17 protein-coding genes and 1 other RNA gene are annotated in these 17,315 nt (G+C 68.6%); 10 read left to right on the forward strand and 8 right to left on the reverse strand.

Going from position 1 to position 17,315, the window contains the following annotated elements; genetic code table 11:
• Positions 1 to 46 precede the first annotated feature (46 nt).
• Positions 47 to 1,003, forward strand: coding sequence for an ADP-glyceromanno-heptose 6-epimerase (gene rfaD / locus SCI24_RS01935; RefSeq protein ID WP_318723711.1), 957 nt, complete (start codon positions 47 to 49; stop codon positions 1,001 to 1,003).
• Positions 996 to 2,030: a lipopolysaccharide heptosyltransferase II gene (gene waaF / locus SCI24_RS01940; RefSeq protein ID WP_318723712.1), complete on the forward strand. Its 1,035-nt coding sequence runs from the start codon at positions 996 to 998 to the stop codon at positions 2,028 to 2,030. Before rfaD ends, waaF begins: the two co-directional genes overlap by 8 nt.
• Here the strand turns inward: waaF and SCI24_RS01945 are convergent.
• Positions 2,027 to 3,703, reverse strand: coding sequence for a sulfatase-like hydrolase/transferase (locus tag SCI24_RS01945; protein ID WP_318723713.1), 1,677 nt, complete (start codon positions 3,701 to 3,703; stop codon positions 2,027 to 2,029). The genes waaF and SCI24_RS01945 overlap by 4 nt on opposite strands.
• Before the next feature lie 184 nt (positions 3,704 to 3,887).
• On the opposite strand from SCI24_RS01945, the gene SCI24_RS01950 reads away from it, so the two are divergent.
• Complete coding sequence (locus SCI24_RS01950) at positions 3,888 to 4,676, forward strand: glycosyltransferase family 32 protein (protein ID WP_318723714.1); 789 nt, start codon at positions 3,888 to 3,890, stop codon at positions 4,674 to 4,676.
• Between the two features lie 67 nt (positions 4,677 to 4,743).
• On the opposite strand, the gene SCI24_RS01955 is transcribed toward SCI24_RS01950, so the two are convergent.
• Positions 4,744 to 5,514 carry a glycosyltransferase family 2 protein gene (locus tag SCI24_RS01955; RefSeq protein WP_318723715.1) on the reverse strand — a complete coding sequence of 257 codons (771 nt, stop codon included), beginning with the start codon at positions 5,512 to 5,514 and terminating at the stop codon, positions 4,744 to 4,746.
• The gene (locus tag SCI24_RS01960; RefSeq protein ID WP_318723716.1) at positions 5,511 to 6,611 is read right to left on the reverse strand and encodes a glycosyltransferase family 9 protein; all 1,101 of its coding nucleotides are present in this window, start codon (positions 6,609 to 6,611) and stop codon (positions 5,511 to 5,513) included. The genes SCI24_RS01955 and SCI24_RS01960 overlap by 4 nt, the downstream gene beginning before the upstream one ends.
• A gap of 41 nt (positions 6,612 to 6,652) precedes the next feature.
• On the opposite strand from SCI24_RS01960, the gene SCI24_RS01965 reads away from it, so the two are divergent.
• On the forward strand, positions 6,653 to 7,792 hold the full coding sequence (locus tag SCI24_RS01965) for a glycosyltransferase family 4 protein (protein WP_318723717.1): 1,140 nt from the start codon (positions 6,653 to 6,655) through the stop codon (positions 7,790 to 7,792).
• On the opposite strand, the gene SCI24_RS01970 is transcribed toward SCI24_RS01965, so the two are convergent.
• Positions 7,762 to 8,508, reverse strand: coding sequence for a 3-deoxy-D-manno-octulosonic acid kinase (locus SCI24_RS01970; protein WP_318723718.1), 747 nt, complete (start codon positions 8,506 to 8,508; stop codon positions 7,762 to 7,764). The genes SCI24_RS01965 and SCI24_RS01970 overlap by 31 nt on opposite strands.
• On the opposite strand from SCI24_RS01970, the gene SCI24_RS01975 reads away from it, so the two are divergent.
• The 3 genes from SCI24_RS01975 to waaA are packed head-to-tail and all read left to right on the forward strand — an operon-like array spanning position 8,507 to position 12,325.
• The gene (locus SCI24_RS01975; protein ID WP_318723719.1) at positions 8,507 to 9,604 is read left to right on the forward strand and encodes a glycosyltransferase family 9 protein; all 1,098 of its coding nucleotides are present in this window, start codon (positions 8,507 to 8,509) and stop codon (positions 9,602 to 9,604) included. The two genes, SCI24_RS01970 and SCI24_RS01975, sit on opposite strands and share 2 nt — an antisense overlap.
• Entirely contained in the window at positions 9,594 to 11,024 is a 1,431-nt protein-coding gene (gene hldE, locus SCI24_RS01980) for a bifunctional D-glycero-beta-D-manno-heptose-7-phosphate kinase/D-glycero-beta-D-manno-heptose 1-phosphate adenylyltransferase HldE (RefSeq protein WP_318723720.1), read from the forward strand. The genes SCI24_RS01975 and hldE overlap by 11 nt, the downstream gene beginning before the upstream one ends.
• The gene (gene waaA, locus SCI24_RS01985) at positions 11,024 to 12,325 is read left to right on the forward strand and encodes a lipid IV(A) 3-deoxy-D-manno-octulosonic acid transferase (protein ID WP_318723721.1); all 1,302 of its coding nucleotides are present in this window, start codon (positions 11,024 to 11,026) and stop codon (positions 12,323 to 12,325) included. The genes hldE and waaA overlap by 1 nt, the downstream gene beginning before the upstream one ends.
• Positions 12,326 to 12,347: 22 nt before the next feature.
• On the opposite strand, the gene rpiA is transcribed toward waaA, so the two are convergent.
• The gene (gene rpiA, locus SCI24_RS01990) at positions 12,348 to 13,022 is read right to left on the reverse strand and encodes a ribose-5-phosphate isomerase RpiA (RefSeq protein ID WP_318723722.1); all 675 of its coding nucleotides are present in this window, start codon (positions 13,020 to 13,022) and stop codon (positions 12,348 to 12,350) included.
• A 156-nt stretch (positions 13,023 to 13,178) separates the two neighbouring features.
• On the opposite strand from rpiA, the gene ilvA reads away from it, so the two are divergent.
• Positions 13,179 to 14,693, forward strand: a complete 1,515-nt coding sequence (ilvA, locus tag SCI24_RS01995; protein WP_318723723.1) for a threonine ammonia-lyase, biosynthetic — start codon at positions 13,179 to 13,181, stop codon at positions 14,691 to 14,693.
• 408 nt (positions 14,694 to 15,101) lie between these two features.
• Here the strand turns inward: ilvA and SCI24_RS02000 are convergent, their stop codons facing one another.
• The 3 genes from SCI24_RS02000 to SCI24_RS02010 all read right to left on the reverse strand — a co-directional run bounded on the left by SCI24_RS02000 (position 15,102) and on the right by SCI24_RS02010 (position 16,276).
• Positions 15,102 to 15,731, reverse strand: a complete 630-nt coding sequence (locus SCI24_RS02000) for a 5-formyltetrahydrofolate cyclo-ligase (RefSeq protein WP_318723724.1) — start codon at positions 15,729 to 15,731, stop codon at positions 15,102 to 15,104.
• A 9-nt stretch (positions 15,732 to 15,740) separates the two neighbouring features.
• Positions 15,741 to 15,925, reverse strand: a non-coding RNA gene (ssrS, locus tag SCI24_RS02005) — 6S RNA.
• A gap of 51 nt (positions 15,926 to 15,976) precedes the next feature.
• On the reverse strand, positions 15,977 to 16,276 hold the full coding sequence (locus SCI24_RS02010; RefSeq protein ID WP_318723725.1) for a cell division protein ZapA: 300 nt from the start codon (positions 16,274 to 16,276) through the stop codon (positions 15,977 to 15,979).
• A 161-nt stretch (positions 16,277 to 16,437) separates the two neighbouring features.
• Here SCI24_RS02010 and SCI24_RS02015 point away from each other — a divergent pair, with 161 nt between their 5' ends.
• A complete protein-coding gene (locus SCI24_RS02015) occupies positions 16,438 to 17,016 on the forward strand; it encodes a YecA family protein (RefSeq protein WP_318723726.1) in 579 nt (192 codons plus the stop codon).
• A gap of 36 nt (positions 17,017 to 17,052) precedes the next feature.
• Positions 17,053 to 17,315, forward strand: a 263-nt coding sequence (locus SCI24_RS02020; RefSeq protein ID WP_318723727.1) for an aminopeptidase P N-terminal domain-containing protein, incomplete at its 3' end; no start/stop codon positions are given.

Here is a 17,315-nt window from a genome sequence, read left to right on the forward strand (position 1 = left end):
CCGGAAGATCGGTTATAGGCGCAGGCCCGGAGACGAGAGGATTCCCATGATCGTAGTGACAGGCGGGGCCGGCTTCATCGGCTCGAATCTGGTCAAGGCACTCAATGCCCGTGGCCGGGACGATGTGCTGGTGGTCGACGACCTCAGTGACGGTACCAAGTTCGTGAACCTCGCCGACTGCACCCTCGGCGACTACCTGGACAAGGATGACTTCCTCGCCCGGGTGAAGGCGGCGATGAATGGCGAGGCGTCGCACCTGCCGCCCATCGAGGCCATCTTCCACGAGGGCGCCTGCTCGGACACCACCGAGTGGGACGGGCGCTTCATGCTCGAGAACAACTTCGAGTACTCCAAGGTGCTGCTGAACTTCTGCCAGCGCGAGGGCATTCCCTTCCTCTATGCCTCCTCGGCGGCCACCTACGGGGGGAGCGAGGTGTTCTTCGAGGCCCCGGAGCACGAGAAGCCGCTCAACGTCTACGGCTACTCCAAGCTGCTGTTCGACCAGTACGTGCGTGCCCGCCACGACGACTTCACCAGCCAGGTGGTGGGCTTTCGCTACTTCAACGTCTACGGGCCCCGGGAACAGCACAAGGGCAAGATGGCTAGCGTCGCCTACCATCACCATACCCAGATCAGCGCCGGCCAGAACGTGAAACTGTTCGGTGCCTGGGAGGGCTATGAGGCCGGCATGCAGAGCCGCGACTTCATCTATGTGGGCGACGTGGTGGACGTCAACCTCTGGTTCCTGGATCACCCCGAGGCCTCCGGGATCTTCAACCTGGGCACCGGCCGTGCCGAGCCCTTCAAGGCCATTGGCGAGACCGTGGTCGACTACTATGGCCGCGGCAGGATCGAGTACATCGACTTTCCCGAGGAGCTCAAGGGGCGCTACCAGAGCTATACGCGCGCCGACATCAGCCGCCTGCGCGAGGCCGGCTACGATGGCGAGTTCCGTACCGTGGCCCAGGGGGTGCGAGAGTACCTGGAGTGGCTGAATGGCTGAGGCCCCGCAGGTGCCGGCCTCTCGAGAGCCTCTCATCCTGGTGGTCGGACCTTCCTGGGTCGGCGACATGGTCATGGCCCAGAGCCTCTTCAAGACCCTGAAGGCGAGGCAGCCGGGCAGCCGGATCACCGTGGTGGCCCCCGCCTGGTCGCGGCCGATCCTCGAGCGGATGGACGAGGTCGACGAGGTGGCCAGCCTCGAGGTGGGGCATGGTCAGCTGGGCCTGGCCACCCGGCGGCATCTCGCCCACTCCCTGCAGGGGCGCTTCGACCATGCCATCGTGCTGCCGCGCTCCTGGAAGTCCGCGCTGGTGCCCTTCCTGGCGCGTATCCCCCTGCGGACCGGCTTCACCGGTGAGCAGCGCCTGTGGCTGCTCAATGACCGCAGGCGGCTCGACAAGGCGGTGCTGGACCAGACCGTCAAGCGCTTCGTGGCCCTGGGGCTTCCGGCGGAGGAGGCCGCCCGGGGCGACTTCCCGATACCTCGGCCCCGGCTGCGCCTGGACACCGAGAACCTGGTCGAGCGCCGCGTCGAACTGGGGCTCTCGTCGCGCCCGGCCATCGGCATGATGCCGGGGGCCGAATATGGTCCCGCCAAGCAGTGGCCGCTCGCCTATTTCCGGGAGCTGGCGAGATCGCTGGTGGTGGAGGGGTTCGAGGTCCGCGTGCTGGGGGGGCCCAAGGACGTGGAGGCCGGCGAGGTGATCGCCGATGCGCTTCCCCACACCCACAACCTGTGCGGCAGGACGCGGCTGGCGGATGCCGTCGACCTGCTCGGTGACTGCCAGCAGGTGGTGACCAACGACTCCGGGCTGATGCATGTGGCGGCCGCGGTAGGGACCCGGGTGCAGGCCATCTACGGGTCCTCATCGCCCGCCTATACACCGCCGTTGACCGAGAATGCCGAGGTGCACTACCTCGCCCTCGACTGCTCGCCCTGTTTCCAGCGCACCTGCCCGCTGGGCCATACCAACTGTCTGATGCAACTCATGCCCGAGCGAATCCTGCGGGCAATACTGGCGAGCTAGGGCAACTCCTCGGGTGCCTCGAGCGCCTGGTCCTCGGGGGTCTCGACGACCTGCTCGACGACCGGTTCCGGAGGTGGCGGTGGGCCCTGCGGCGGCGCCAGGCCTTCCCACAGGCGCTCCTGGAGGGCCGCCTCCTCCCTCAGGCGGGCATTGAGGGTATCCAGCCCGTGCTCCTCGACCAGGGTCGGCTCGGCGGAGAGCAGCGACACCCCCAGCCCCGCGCGATGCCAGTCGATGACGAAGCCCATGGCCTCGAGCACCGTGGGCAGGACATCCATGGTCGATGCCTCGACCTCGAGCCGGCGCGGCTCGAGCCGTTCCCCCAGCAGCATGAAGGTATTGTCTCGCTCGCCGGCGACCAGTTGCTCCCAGGCGGAGACGCGCATGGTCAGGTGATCGCTGGCGATCACCACCAGGGTGTTCTCCAAGAGGCCCTCCTCCTCGAGCCGCTCCACCAGGCCCCGGGCCAGCCAGGCCGAGCACTCCACCGAATAGAGGATGTCCACGCCGTCGAACTCGCCCTGCCTCTCCTGGCAGTCGCGGGCAGGGTAGCCGTTGGGGGCATGGCCGGTGATGCTCAGGTTGACCAGCCCCCAGGGGCCGTCCTGGCGCTCCAGCCGGCGGATCTCCTCGACGGTGAGGTCATAGAGCGTATCGTCGTAGAGGCCCCAGCTGTTCACGTAGTCGGGCTCCTCGAGCTCCGGCTCCAGTTCCTCCCGCCCCAGGACCCTGTCGAAGCCGTGGTCCCGGTAGAAGACGCCCTTGCCGGCGAACCGGGTGCTGGCTCCGCCCATGTAGGTGAGGGCGTAGCCCCGGGCGTCGAGCAGGTCGCCCAGGCAGTCAACGCCCGGCACCACCTTGCCGAGGGGCTCGAACTGGCTGTCATGCAGCAGCCCGGCGGGCATCAGCGGCGTGCCGCACTGGCTGGCGATCATGCCGGCCATGGTCCAGCCGGTGTTGTCGACCTGGCGAACCCCCTCGAAGACCACGGCCTTCTCGCCCAGGGCCTCGAGGTGGGCATAGGCATCCCCGAAGCGCTCCCGGTCGGCATAGGTGCGCTCGAGGCTCTCCAGGTAGAGCAGCAGCAGGTTGGGCGGGTCGCCTGGGGCCTCGAGGATGACCGGCTCGACATACTGGCGCTCCAGCCAGGCGCCATCCTCGGTGACGAGGGCGGCGCCGCGCTGGCCGATGCCATAGAGCATGGGGTTGCCTGCCAGCAGGGCCAGGGCGAGCAGCCGTTCCGCCAGTCGCCAGCGATGGTCGACCCGCACCAGCCAGGTGAAGGAGGCCAGCAGCAGCAGCATGCTCAGGGTATAGAGGAGGGCGGCGCCGATGCGCTCACCGCCGCCATGCTCTTCCATGCCGGCCTGGAGGTGGAAGAACACTGCGCCGAGATCGACTATGCCGAAGCTGTCGGCGAGGTAGACGTAGAGCCCCCACAGGGCGATCGGCAGCAGCGACCAGGGCCAGACCCTGCGCACCGGGCGGGGATGCGGCGGTGCCCCCCAGCGCCAACGGCGGGCCAGCAGCAGCCATCCCCCGGCGACCGGCACCAGGCCCCAGGTGGGGAGGCGCGTCAGGGTCGCCACGGTGAAGCCGAGCCACAGCCCGATGACGAGCAGGGCCCACCAGCGCGGCTGGCGAAGCGGGGACGGCAGGAAACGGCTGGGCATGGCGGGGAGCACTGAGGAGAATTCCCCTACAGCTTACCAAGGGACAGGAAGCGAAAGTACCGATAGGGCCCCGGACGCTTCAGGTCTGCGCCGATTCCTGCAAGACTATTCGGGTATGCTGTCGCGCGGATATCGTGATCCTGCCATGGTCCTGTCCGTGGCCACTGGCCTGGAGGAGCCGCTGTTGAAACCTGCCCTTATCCTGCTGACGAGTCGTATCATCAAGCTGGTGGCCAACCTGCTGAAGCTCGCGTGCTACCCCTTTCATGCCCTCTTTCCCGGCAAGCGATTCACCCTGCCCGAGGCGGCGCCGCCTTTGCTTGCGACCCGCAAGCCGGCGGGCATTCCGCGCATCATCTGGCAGACCAACTTCACCGCCGAGGTGACGCTGCCCGTCTATCTCAACTACCTGTTCAACCGCCTGATGGCGCCGCACCATGCCTATCGGTTCATGGTGACAGAGGCTCGGGAACGCTTTATCAGGGAGCACTACTCGACGGATATCCTCGAGCACTATGCCTGGCTGCAGATCGGCGCGGCACAGGCAGATTTCTGGCGGCTGCTGGTGCTGCAAGAGCACGGCGGTGTCTATCTCGATATCGACGCCCACCTGGTATGGCCGCTGGAGGGGATCGTCCCGACGGACATGCAGGAGCTCTACATCACCAACCGGCGTGGAGAGATCAGCAACTACTTCATCGCCAGCCGGCCAGACAACCCCCACCTTGCCGAATTGATCCAGGCAGTGCGGGACAACATCGAGGAGAACGTCATCAGGGGCGTCTATGACCTGACGGGACCCGGGGTCTTCAAGCGGATCCTTGGGGGGCGGGACGTTCCCACTGTCTCCTACCGCTATGCCTGCAACCAGGGAAGCTTCACCAACGAGCACTTCCAGTATATCGACAAGGCAGAAGGGAAGTGGACACGTCACCAGAAGAGCATCGAGGTGGTGAAACGCCCCATCGACTGAACTCGGCGATGCCCTGCCATCGCCCCGGGTTAATGACGGGCAGTTGGCGGGGTCGATCGCCTAGCTCTCAGCCTGGCTCCGAGTGATCGGCCCGCTCCTTCTCATGGAGTTCGTTGAGCTTGGCGTACTTCATGTAGGCATGAAACGCGGTGGTCACGGCCACCGTCATCCCGTCTCCGCCCTGGAACAGGCCTCCCTTGAGGATCAGTTTCCTCAACAGGGCACTCACGGCATGCCAGGTCGGACGGCAGCGGGAGGGCTTCTTTCCCCGCTGCTTCATCGCCCAGGCATCCCGGCTCGAGAGCTGGTCGATGCGGATGATCCAGTGGGAGAGGTCGCGGTAGGTGAAGTGCCGGATATGGCCCCCCGTGTCCAGGACCTGTGGTGCCTGCACGGAGGAGTGGGCCTTCTTCGGCAGGTAACCCGAGGTGGTGCGGTTGTAGAGTCGCGTCACCGGGTCCGGGTAGAAGCCGGCCGCCTTGATCCAGTGGTGGCCGGCAAAGTTGCGGCGCTTGAAGCGATAGGCCTTGTCGGGATCCTCCAGGGCTAGTGCCCGGATGGCCGCGACGGCATCCTCCTCGAGGCGCTCGTCGGCATCCAGGGCCAGGATCCAGTCGTTGCGCGCCCGGGGCACGGCGAAGGCCTTCTGGGGGCCGTCACCGAGGTAGGGCTGATGGATGACGGTGGCCCCTTCACGCTCGGCGATCGCCACGGTATCGTCACGGCTCCCCGAGTCCACGACGATGATCTCGTCACAGACGGGGCGCAGCGAGGCGATGCAGTCGGCGATGTTCTCCGCCTCATCGAGGGTGATGATGATTCCGGTGATCGGCGTCATGGGGTCGTCTCGCGGGTCGGGAAGTGGCGCAGGTGGTCGGCGATCCGGCTCGCCGCGGCCTCCAGGTCGATGCTCTCCATGTCGCGCTCATTGGCCCCGGCTGGCGGGCAGAAGGCCAGTCGGTGGGCCTCGGCATTGCAGGTCTGCCAGCGCAGCGGGGTGGCAGAGCGGCGGGACGGATAGAAGCCCGCGGTGGGGCGATCCAGGCAGCCGGCGATGTGCAGGGGGCCGGTGGAGCCGGCGATGAACAGGTCGGCGGCCGACAGGCTGAGGGCGAAGTCATCGAGCCCGCGGCGGGGGGGCAGCAGGCCTGCCGTTACCCCTTCGCCGACCAGGCGCTCGCGGAGCCGGTCGGCCGCGGCTTCCTCGCCGGGGCCGGCGGTGAGCACCCAGGCCGGGGCGGGTCGACTCGCCTCGGCCAGTCGCGCCTCCACGCCCAGCACCAGGGTCGCATAGCGCTCGAGGGTGAGGTTCACGGCCGAGCCGCCGCTGCCGGGATGCAGGAAGAGCCAGGGGCGCGCGCTCTCCAGGCCCAACTCGTGGGCAATGCGCTTCCGCTGCGCCTCGCGGGTCCCCTCGGGAAGCGGCCAGTAGGGTGGCTCGGGGCGTGCCGGCAGTGCGAGACCGAGCTCCCGAAGCAGGGCCTCGGCCAACTCCATGTTGTAGAGGTACTCCGGCTTCTCGGAGCGGGACCTGCGTTGCACGATGCGTCGATTGTAGAATAGCTGGGCCCACTTGGTGGCCGGGGCCAGGCGCAGGGGAATGCCGGCCCGCCAGCCCAGCCAGCCGATGCGCGGGGTGGAGAAGAGTGTGAGCAGGGCATCGAAGCGCGCCTCGCGCAGGCGCTGGAGCAGCGCTTGGCGCCCCGCTCGGCCGCCGGCGTCACCGGGGTCGACCAGCACCTCGTCGATCCAGGGGCACTGCCTGGCCAGCGGCGCGGTGTAGGCGGGAACCAGGACGCTGACGAGGGGCGCCGAATCGGCGGCCTTGAGGCAGGCAAGTGCCGGCCAGGCGAGCATGAAGTCCCCGAGCTTGTCGTTGCGAACCACCAGCAGGCGAGGGCGGTTGTCGTCACCGCCGGCAGGGCCAAGTGTCATCATCCGGGCTCCCGAGCCCCGTCACCGCAAAGGAGATCGCCTTGTCGCGCAAGGTCATGCATATCTGCCTCTCGAACGGCTGGGGCGGACTGGAAATGTATTCGTCGCGGATTATACCCGAGCTTAGGCGGCAGGGGTGGGAGGCCCACGGCCTGGCGCTGGCGGGTTCACGGGTTGCCGCCAGCCTTGTCGAGGCCGGCGTCACGCCACTGACCGTGGCCTCCCGCGGCCAGGCCCTGCTGGGGGTGGGGCGCCTGCTCGGGTACCTGAAGGCCCACGATATCCGGGTACTCCACTGCCACAAGTCCAGCGACCTGCGCCTGGGGGCGCTGCTGGTCACCCTGCGTCCCTCGCTGCGCCTCTTCTTCACCGACCATATGGGCGTCACGCGTCCCAAGAAGGATCCCTACCATCGCTGGGCCTACGGCAAGGTGACACGCATCTTTTCCATCAGCGAGGCGACCCTGCAGCGCAACCTGGCGGCCTTTCCGTTGCCGCCCGGGCGCATCCGGCGGCTCTACCTGGGCATCGACCCGGCACCCTATGTGCCGCGCCTCACCGGTGAAGAACGGCAGGCGTTGCGCGACTCCCTCGGCATTCCGCCCGGGGCGGTGGCAATCGGCCTGGCAGGCCGGTTGACGCCGGGCAAGGGCCAGGGCATCTGGATCGAGGCGCTGGCCAGGCTCTCCGAGAGCTATCCGACGCTTGCCTGGCACGGAGTGCTGATCGGCGGGTTGACCGCTGACGAGGGCAGCAGCGAGGTCTTCGTGGCCGAACTGCGCGACCGCGTGGCCGAACTCGGCCTGGGGGACCGGGTGACCTTCGCCGGCTTCCGGAGCGACCTGCCGAGGCTGTTCGAGGCCCTCGACATCGTCTGCGTGCCGTCGCGCAACGAGGCCTTCGGTCTGACGGTGATCGAGGCCATGGCCGCCGGCAAGGCCGTGGTCGGCGCCGACAGCGGGGCCATTCCCGAACTCATCGATGGCGAGACGGGTCGCCTCGCCGCGCCCGATGATCCCCTGGCCTGGCGTGACGCCCTGGGGGAGCTGGCCTGCGACGTCACGCTGAGGCAGCGCCTGGGAGAGACGGCCCGAGAAAAGGTGAATGCTCACTTCAGCCTGGAGGTTCATGTACAGGGGCTGGTGGCGGCTTATGCCGATGCCTTCGAGGACGCATCATAGCCTTCGCGGATGGTCGCCATGGCCCCGGGAGCACCGAACTTCGCCAGCGAGCGTTCGAGACGCGCCAGGTTGCCGGCCTGCCAGGCGCCCTCGGGGCGCAGCCGGCAGCGGTCGAGGTCGATCAACCACACCTTGCCCAGCGGGTCGACCAGCAGGTTGCGGGCGTTGAGGTCCACGTGATCCAGGCCGGCATCATGGAAGCGCCGGATGGTGGTGCCGACGCGCGCCAGCAGGGCGACGCCGGCATCGTCCTGCTGCAGGAGGTCTGCCAGGGCGCGGGCACCGGGGATGCGCTCGGTGATCAGGGCGGCTTCATAGGTGAGGCCATGGCGGGTCACCCGAGCGGCGACCGGCCGAGGGACGGGCAGGCCGCGCGCATGCAGGTCGGCGGTCAGGCGACACTCGCGAAAGGCGCGGGACCGCTCCACGCCGGTCCACAGGTAGCGGTCGTCGCTGAGCCGGGCGATGAGACCGCCGCGACGATAGGGCCTGAGCACCCATTGGGCGCCTGCCTCGAAGGGGCTGGCATCCAGGAAGAGGCTGGCCCCGCGACCGGGGGCTTCGCCGATGACCCGACCAGCGTCGCGCCAGCAGGCGGGATCGAAGCCGCTCGGGGGGATGGGCGGCACCGTTTGTGACCCCCGGTCGGCGTCACATAAACTGTCCGCATCATATAGAATGAAAATCTTTCCCGCTCGATACGTTGCCAACCGCATGAAGCATCCTCTGCCCGCCCGACCCCAGCATATCTGCGTACTGCGGCTCTCCGCCCTGGGCGATGTCTGTAACCTGGTGCCGACGGTGCGTGCCCTGCAGCGCCAGTGGCCCGAGGCGAGGCTCACCTGGATCATCGGCAAGGGCGAGCACAGTCTACTGGCGGGCCTCTCCGGGGTCGAGTTCGTCGTCTATGACAAGGCGACGGGGCTTGCCGGCATGCGCGCCCTGTGGCGCGAGCTGGCCGATACCCGCTTCGACGTGCTGCTGCACATGCAGCAGGCGCTGCGGGCCAGCGTGCTCTCCCTGGGGCTCAAGGCCGACGTGCGGGTGGGCTACGACAAGGCCCGTGCCAAGGATGCCCAGCACTGGTTCACCCAGCACCACCTGGCACCCCATCCCCGGGCCCATGTGCTGGAGTCGTACCTCGACTTCGCGCGCCTGCTGGGCGTCGAGGACCTCTCGCTGGCCTGGGACCTGCCGGTGCCAGGGGCGGCCGTGGAGGAGGCGCGGCAGATTACCGGGGAGTCGCCCTACTTGCTGATCAGCCCGTGCGCCAACCCGCGCCTGCGCAACTTCCGCAACTGGTCCGCCGAGGGCTATGCGGCGGTGATCGAGCATGCCTGGCGCCAGCACGGCCTGAAGACGGTGCTCACCGGCGGTGGCAGCACCCAGGAGCGCCAGCTCGGCGAGCGCATCCAGGCCCTCTGTCCCGAGGGGGTGGTGATCGATGTCATCGGCGAGACCTCGCTCAAGGGTCTGCTGGCACTGATCCGGGGGAGCCGGGCGGTGATCGCCCCGGACTCGGGCCCGGTGCACATGGCCAATGCCCTGGGTGCCCCGGTGGTGGGGCTCTACGCCACCACCAATCCCGACCGTGCCGGCCCCTACCGCTGGCGCGACTTCGTGGTCGACCGCTATGCGGACGCCGCGCGTACCTTCCTGCACAAGGAGCCCGCGGAACTCTCCTGGGGCCAGCGGGTCCGTCACCCGGATGCCATGTCGCTGATTCGTGCCGAGGACGTGATCGACCGCCTCGAGGCAGTGCTGGCCCTACCCGAGACCCCACAGGACACGGAGTCCCCCGATGAAGCTTGACCTGACCGCCCTGGAGCGCTCCCGCCTGCTGGTGGTGGGAGATGTCATGCTCGACCGCTACTGGCATGGCGGCACCTCGCGCATCTCCCCGGAGGCGCCGGTGCCGGTGGTCCGGGTCGACGAGGCCGAGGACCGCCCCGGGGGGGCCGCCAACGTGGCCCTCAACATCGCCTCCCTGGGCGCCCATGCCGCCCTGGCCGGCCTGGTGGGCGACGACGACAATGCCGACCGGCTGGCCTCCCGGCTGGAGGATGCCGGAGTGAGCACACACTTCGACCGCAGCCCCGGTATTCCCACCATCACCAAGCTGCGGGTGATGAGCCGCAACCAGCAGCTGATCCGCCTCGACTTCGAGGAGGGCCTCGGCGACGTCGACACCACCGGGCTGCTGGCACGAGTCGAGGCGGCCCTGCCCGACTGCGACCTGGTGATCCTCTCCGACTACGGCAAGGGCACCCTCAACCAGGTCGAGGCGCTGATCCGGCTGGTCAAGGCCGCCGGCAAGCGGGTGCTGGTGGACCCCAAGGGCAGCGACTTCAGCCGCTACCGCGGGGCCAGCGTGATCACCCCCAACCTGGGCGAGTTCGAGACCGTGGTGGGCCACTGTCGGGACGACGCCGAGCTCGCCGCCAGGGGCGAGGCGCTGCGCGCCGAGCTGGAGCTGGAGGCGCTGCTGATCACCCGCAGCGAGAAGGGGATGACGCTGATTCGCGAGGGGCACGAGCCCCTGAACCTGCCCACCCGGGCACGCGAGGTCTTCGACGTCACCGGGGCGGGCGACACCGTGATCGGCGTGCTGGGCCTGGCGCTGGCGGCCGGACACGGCTTCGCCGAGGCGATGACCCTGGCCAACCTGGCCGCCGGCCTGGTGGTGGCCAAGCCCGGCACCGCGACATTGTCCATCGCCGAGCTCTATACCGCCCTGCACGGCGACAAGCTGGCCGAGTTCGGGGTGATCGAGGAGCCTGCGCTGATCGAGGCGGTGCGTGCCGCCCAGGCCCGCGGGGAGCGGGTGGTCATGACCAATGGCTGCTTCGACATCCTGCATGCCGGCCACGTCGCCTACCTGGAGCAGGCACGACGCCTCGGTGACCGGCTGGTGGTGGCGGTCAACGACGATGCCTCCATCGGCCGCCTCAAGGGCCCCAAGCGACCCATCAATCCCCTGGCGCGGCGCATGCAGGTGCTGGCCGGCCTGGGCGCCGTCGACTGGGTGGTGCCCTTCGGCGAGGACACCCCCCAGCGGCTGATCGAGGCGGTGCTGCCCGACGTGCTGGTCAAGGGCGGTGACTATCGTCCCGAGGAGATCGCCGGCGGGGCGGCCGTCCGCGAGGCGGGGGGCGAGGTCAGGGTGCTGGGCTTCGAGGATGGCGTCTCCACCACGGCGATGATCTCCACCATCCTCGACCGCGAGACCTGATGCTGGCGCCACGACCCTGGATCCGTCGGGGCTATGCGGCGCTCCTCTACCTCCTCGCGCCGCTGATCTGGCGACGCGTCTGGCGCGAGCAGCTGCCCGGGCGGTCGCGCCGTGAGCGGCTGGGCCTCATCCCGCCCGCAGGCCAGGGGGAGCGTACCCTCTGGCTGCACTGCGCCTCGGTGGGCGAGGTGCAGGCCGCCCGGCCCTTGATCGAGGCGCTGCGGCAGCGCTGGCCTGGTCACCGCCTGGTCATCACCACCATGACCGCCACCGGGGCGGAGCGGGTGCTGGCGCTCGCTGGGAATCGCCGTGATTCGTGGGATGAGGGCGAAGTGAGCCATCACTTCGTGCCACTGGACTTCCCCGGTGCGGCCCGTCGCTTCGTCGCCCGGCTGCGCCCCGAACTCGCCATCTTCTTCGAGACGGAGCTTTGGCCCAACCTGCTGGCCGCCTGTGACCGGACGGGGGTGCCCGTGGCGGTGGTCAACGGCCGTCTCTCGTCCCGCGCCTTCCGAGGCTATCGGCGGCTGCGCCCCCTGATGGCGGAGGCCCTGAGCCATGTGGCCTGGCTGGCGGCCAAGTCCGAGACCGATGCCCGGCGCTACGCCGACCTGGGCATGGCGCCGGCACGCACCAACGTGGTGGGCTCGCTGAAGTTCGATATCGGCACCGATGGCGAGGCCCGCAAGGTGAGTGAGCGCTTGCGCACCCGGCTCGGCAGCCGGCCGGTCTGGGTGGCCGGCTCCACCCACCCGGGCGAGGACGAGCAGGTGCTGGCCGCCCATGTCCGCCTGCGCGAGCGGCTGCCCGATGCCCTGCTGGTCCTGGTGCCCCGCCACCCCCGCCGCTTCGACGACGTGGCCGCGCGGTGCCGCCAGGCGGGCCTGACGCTGGCGCGACGCTCGCGCGACCAGTGGCCCGGGGACGATACGGCGGTCTATCTGGGCGACACCATGGGGGAGCTGCTGGCGCTCTATGGCGCGGCCGACCTGGCCTTCGTCGGTGGCAGCCTGGTGCCGATCGGCGGGCACAACCTGCTGGAACCGGCCGCCCAGGGCATCCCGGTGCTCACCGGGCCGGCGCTGGCCAACTTCGAGGACGTAGCCGAGGTGATGCGCGGGGCCGGGGCCCTGGTGGAGGTCGATGACGGCGAGACACTGGCCGCCGAACTGCTGCGCCTGTTCGGCGACCGGGAGGAGCGCCGCCGCCTCGCCGAGGCCGGCCGCGAGGTGGTCGCGGCCAACCGGGGCGCCCTGGCGCGTACCCTGGATGGCCTGGAAGGCCTCATGCAGGCGGAGTGAGCCCTTACTTTGGCATGTGAATTCAGGCGGGCAGCAGGCGCTCAACGCCCTGCTCGGTGCCCAGCAGCAGTACATCGGCACCGCGGGCCGCGAACAGGCCGTTGGTGACCACGCCGACGATGGCGTTGAGCCGTGCCTCCATGGCCACCGGGTCGTCGATCATGAACTCGAAGCAGTCGATGATCTGGTTGCCGTTGTCGGTGACCACCCCCTGGCGATAGACCGGGTCGGCCCCCAGCCTGACCAGTTCCCGGGCCACGTAGGAGCGGGCCATGGGGATCACTTCCACCGGCAGCGGGTAGTGGCCCAGCCGCTCGACCCTCTTGGAGGCGTCGGCGATGCAGATGAAGCGCTCGGCGCAGGCGGCAACGATCTTCTCCCGGGTCAGGGCCGCTCCGCCTCCCTTGATCATGTGAAGGTGAGTGTTCACTTCGTCGGCACCGTCGATGTAGAAGGGCACGGTGCCGGCCTCGTTGAGCTCGAAGACCTCGATGCCGTGGCTGCGCAGGCGCTCGGCGCTGGCCTCCGAGCTTGCCACGGCGCCGCGGAAGTCATGGCGCAGCGCCGCCAGCCGGTCGATGAAGCGGTTCGCGGTGGAGCCGGTGCCGATGCCGAGGATGGTGTCGCGCTCGAGGCGGGGGCGGACCTCGTCGATGGCGGCGGCGGCCACGGCGTCCTTGAGTTCGTCCTGGGTCATGTGGTGCTCGCTGTCGGATGGATGGCGAATGCCGCGCCATTATAGGCGATGCCGCTGGCGGGTGCTGGACGCCATGGCCACCGCAATGCTACCAATAGGGGTTCTCTGCAGCGCAGCAAGATCTGCCGCCCCGCGTCACGCCTCTGGGATATCAGGATGCTCGAAGCTACCGTCAAGAAGATTCTCCAGGCCCGGGTCTACGAAGCCGCCCGGGAAACGCCGATCTCCCCGGCCCCCTTCCTCTCCCGCCGTTTCAACAACCAGATCCTGATCAAGCGCGAGGACCTGCAGCCGGTCTACTCCTTCAAGATCCGTGGCGCCTACAACAAGATGGCCCAGCTCAGCGAGGCCCAGAAGGCCCAGGGCGTGATTGCCGCCTCGGCGGGCAACCATGCCCAGGGGCTGGCGATGGCGGCCAAGCTGATGGGCGTCAAGGCGGTGATCGTGATGCCCCGCATCACGCCGGAGATCAAGGTCCAGGCGGTGCGGGCGCGGGGCGCCAAGGTGGTGCTCAAGGGCGATGCCTTCGCCGAGGCGGCGGCCCATGCCCAGGAGCTGATCGCCGAGCACGGCTATACCTATATCCCGCCCTTCGACGACATCGATGTCATCGCCGGCCAGGGCACCATCGCCGTGGAGATCCTGCGTCAGCATGGCGGACCGATCGACGCCATCTTCGTGCCGGTGGGCGGTGGTGGCCTGATCGCCGGCATGGCCGCCTACATCAAGTACCTGCGGCCCGAGATCAAGGTGATCGGGGTGGAGTCCGAGGACAGCGCCTGCCTCAAGGCCGCGCTGGCCGCCGGGGAGCGCGTGGTGCTGGACCAGGTGGGGGTCTTCGCCGAGGGCGTGGCCGTGGCGCAGATCGGCGAGATCCCCTTCTCGATCCTGCGCGACCTGATCGATGACGTCATCACCGTCAATACCGACGAGATGTGTGCCGCGGTGAAAGACATCTTCGAGGATACCCGGGCGGTCTCCGAGACCTCCGGGGCGCTGTCGCTGGCGGGCCTCAAGAAGTACATCCAGCAGACCGGTGCCGAGCATCAGACGCTGGTCTGCATCAACTCCGGGGCCAACACCAACTTCGACCGCCTGCAGCACATCGCCGAGCGCACCGAGCTCGGCGAGCAGCGCGAGGCGATCCTCGCCGTGACCATTCCCGAGAGGCCCGGCAGCTTCAAGAAGTTCTGCCGTACCATCGGCAAGCGGATGGTCACCGAGTTCAACTACCGCTACGCGGACCCCGAGAAGGCGCACATCTTCGTCGGCGTCCAGGTGAAGCCCGGCGGCGAGGACCGCCAGGCGGTGATCGACAAGCTGCGCGGCGCCGGCTACCCGGTGGAGGACCTCACCGACAACGAGCTGGCCAAGCTGCATATCCGCCACCTGGGGGGTGGCCGGCCGAAGGAGCACTTCGACGAGGAGGTCTACCGCTTCGAGTTCCCGGAGCGCCCCGGGGCACTGATGAACTTCCTCACCCACCTGCCCCACGACTGGAACATCTCGCTGTTCCACTACCGCAACCACGGGGCCGCCTATGGCCGGGTGCTGGTGGGCATGCAGGTGCCCAATGGCGACCGCACCCACGTCGAGGAGTACTTCGACGATATCGGCTATCGCTACTGGAAGGAGAGCGACAATCCGGCCTACCGGCTCTTCATGGCCTGACCTCGGGCCATCCCCGTGGCGCCGAGTGAGCGCTGACTCACCGTGGAGCCGCGGGGTGCCGAGTGTTTAAAAATGTAACACCCTAAGTATGCCGGTTGTCATACGCCGGCATCAGGACCTATAGTCACGGCGTTACCGCCCACTCGCGGTGACCCGACAACAACATCCACAATGACCCTCGCGGTCCTGCCTTCCACGGAGTCGACAATGAAGCGCAAGCCCGATCTGGTCATGGCACTGGTGCTGGTGTTCGGCATCGGGGTCGTGGCGACCGGCTATGCCCAGGCGCTGGCGGGTGGCTGATGCCCCCGCAAGCCGGCTGGAAACAGCCACGACCGGAACCGCCTGATGACGAAGGCCGATGCATCTGCATCGGCCTTCGTCGTTCGTGTGACAGGGGTCCTCAGCTCAGGGGCGTATCACCCGGGCATCGCTGACGATGGCGTCCAGCGGCACGTCCCAGGGGGCGGCAGGGAGGCGCTCGACCCGCTGGCAGTCGTGGGCCAGGCCGATCAGGCGAGGGCGCGGCCCCGGGTGGCGGGTGAAGGCCAGGGTGCGATCGTAGAAGCCGCCGCCCATGCCCATGCGCTGCCCCTGGTCATCGAAGCCCACCAGCGGCAGCAGGATCACGTCGAGGGCCCAGGCCGGGGTGCGCCGGGCGCGATGCGCCCCGTGGCGGGTCTGGGGTTCCGGGATGCCGAAGCGGTTGGCCACCATAGGCGTCCCCGAATGGTAGTGAACGAACCACAGCTGATTGCGGGAGAGCGGCTTGAGGACCGGCAGATGGACGCGGGCGCCACGGCGCTCGAGCCAGGGAATCAGCGGGGTGGGATCGATCTCGCCGTCATTGGGCAGGTAGAGGGCCAGGCGGCGGGCGCGATGGATCTCGGGCAGCTGGCGGAGGTGTCGGCAGAGGTGTTCTGCGGCGTCACGGCGGGCGTCGGCGCTCAGCTCGCGTCGGCGCAGGCGCAATTCACGTCTCAGCCGGCGACGGGCGTCGTCGGTCAGGGCGGCGGCGGTATCCTGCATGTGGGTCATGTCGGATGAGGGTTCCCCAGAGTGCCGCTGTCGTTCTGGCCCTTGAACCCAGTGGTTCAAGGTGGGTGGCCGCAGCCGAACCGTCAGGCTTTCCGACGCACGGACATGCACACGGGTCCGGCTAGCATTTGGCCCCCTGGGTACTGCGCATAGGCTCGAGGGACGATAACGACTGGCAAACACCCCAGGGAACACCTTCATCCTAACAGAGGCACGGGCGGGGCCAAAGGGATGATTGCGTCGGCTCAGCGCTCGGGCATGGCGTCCAGCGCCTTCTCAAGGCGGGCATTGAGCTCGCTGAGGCTCTGCTCGCCGGCGCGCTGGTCATCCAGGGCCTCGAGCAGCTCGTGGGCGATGTTGAGGGCCGCCATGATGGCGATCTTCTCGCGGTCGATCACCCGCCCCCGGGAATGGATGCCCTGCATGGCGCGGTCGAGGTAGCGGGCAGCCCGCTCGAGCTTGTCCTGCTCCTCCGGCGGGCAGGCGATGGCATAGCTGCGCTCCAGGAGGGTGATCTCGGTGGTGGGCCGCTTGGGCTCGGTCATGGCAGGCTCCGGAAAGGGCCAGGGGGTGGGGTCGCACACCGGGTGCGCGTCTTGGGGAGCCGATGCGTTAACATCGAGGCCACAGATTGAATGCCAGTCACTATAAGAGAGCCGTTTGCGGGCGGTCAACGCGCCCGGCGGCCCCACCAGCGGAACTTGCCATGTCACTGATCAACGAACGCCAGGACTTCTCGACCATTGCCGACACCTTCCTGCTCCACGGGAGCATGCAATCACCGGCCTTCCTCGACGGGCGCCTCTGCGCCGAGCTTGCGCTGCATGACCTGACCCCCGAGGCCTGGCTGGAAGAGGTCTGCCTGAGCCTCGGGGTCGACCAGCCCCGCGACGAGCCCAGCGCCGAGCGGCTGCTGGGCTGGCGCCGCCAGACCCTCGAGGCCCTCTCCGCCGCCGAGCTCAACTTCGAACCCCTGCTCCCGGACGAGCTCTTCTCCCTGGCCGAGCGCGCCCTGGGCCTGCAGGAGTGGACGCTGGGCTTCCTCGAGGTGGTGGCCGATGCCGGCGAAGAACCCCGCCGTGCCTGGTCGGCGGCCCTGCGCGAGGCCCTTGCGGACCTCGAGGACCTGACGGGCATCGAGACCGATATCGAGGACAGTGCGGAGAACGAGAACGACCTCTTCGCCCTCACCGAGCACGCGCGCATGGCCGCCATGCTGCTCTACACCGAGCAGCATCCCGGCAAGCCCCAGGTCGAGCAGGTCGACGCGCCCACCCGCCACTGAGGCCGGCCACACAACCCCACCCACCCAGGAGCCGTGATGCACCCCGAGACCCTGCCCCGCCCCGCCCCGATCACCAATGACGAGTACCGTGCCCGCCGCCGGGCCCTGATGGATCGGCTACCCGCCGGCAGCGCCGTGCTGCTGCCCGGAGCGGCGCTGGTCACCCGCTCGCGGGACAGCGAGTTTCCCTTCCGCCAGGACAGCGACTTCCACTACCTGACCGGCTTTCCCGAACCGGAGGCCCTGCTGCTGCTGCGGCCGGGCCGCGAGGCCGGCGAGTGCGTGCTGTTCTGCCAGGA

Source organism: Halomonas sp. (assembly GCF_033549285.1).
Taxonomy (GTDB): Bacteria; Pseudomonadota; Gammaproteobacteria; order Pseudomonadales; family Halomonadaceae; genus Halomonas.

Coding starts and splice junctions, on each gene's coding strand:
- rfaD (WP_318723711.1), top strand. CDS start 47: ATGATCGTAGTGACAGGCGGGGCCGGCTTCATCGGCTCGAATCTGGTC.
- waaF (WP_318723712.1), top strand. CDS start 996: ATGGCTGAGGCCCCGCAGGTGCCGGCCTCTCGAGAGCCTCTCATCCTG.
- SCI24_RS01945 (WP_318723713.1), bottom strand. CDS start 3,703: ATGCCCAGCCGTTTCCTGCCGTCCCCGCTTCGCCAGCCGCGCTGGTGG.
- SCI24_RS01955 (WP_318723715.1), bottom strand. CDS start 5,514: ATGACGCCGATCACCGGAATCATCATCACCCTCGATGAGGCGGAGAAC.
- SCI24_RS01960 (WP_318723716.1), bottom strand. CDS start 6,611: ATGACACTTGGCCCTGCCGGCGGTGACGACAACCGCCCTCGCCTGCTG.
- SCI24_RS01975 (WP_318723719.1), top strand. CDS start 8,507: ATGAAGCATCCTCTGCCCGCCCGACCCCAGCATATCTGCGTACTGCGG.
- SCI24_RS01970 (WP_318723718.1), bottom strand. CDS start 8,508: ATGCGGTTGGCAACGTATCGAGCGGGAAAGATTTTCATTCTATATGAT.
- hldE (WP_318723720.1), top strand. CDS start 9,594: ATGAAGCTTGACCTGACCGCCCTGGAGCGCTCCCGCCTGCTGGTGGTG.
- waaA (WP_318723721.1), top strand. CDS start 11,024: ATGCTGGCGCCACGACCCTGGATCCGTCGGGGCTATGCGGCGCTCCTC.
- rpiA (WP_318723722.1), bottom strand. CDS start 13,022: ATGACCCAGGACGAACTCAAGGACGCCGTGGCCGCCGCCGCCATCGAC.
- ilvA (WP_318723723.1), top strand. CDS start 13,179: ATGCTCGAAGCTACCGTCAAGAAGATTCTCCAGGCCCGGGTCTACGAA.
- SCI24_RS02000 (WP_318723724.1), bottom strand. CDS start 15,731: ATGACCCACATGCAGGATACCGCCGCCGCCCTGACCGACGACGCCCGT.
- SCI24_RS02010 (WP_318723725.1), bottom strand. CDS start 16,276: ATGACCGAGCCCAAGCGGCCCACCACCGAGATCACCCTCCTGGAGCGC.
- SCI24_RS02015 (WP_318723726.1), top strand. CDS start 16,438: ATGTCACTGATCAACGAACGCCAGGACTTCTCGACCATTGCCGACACC.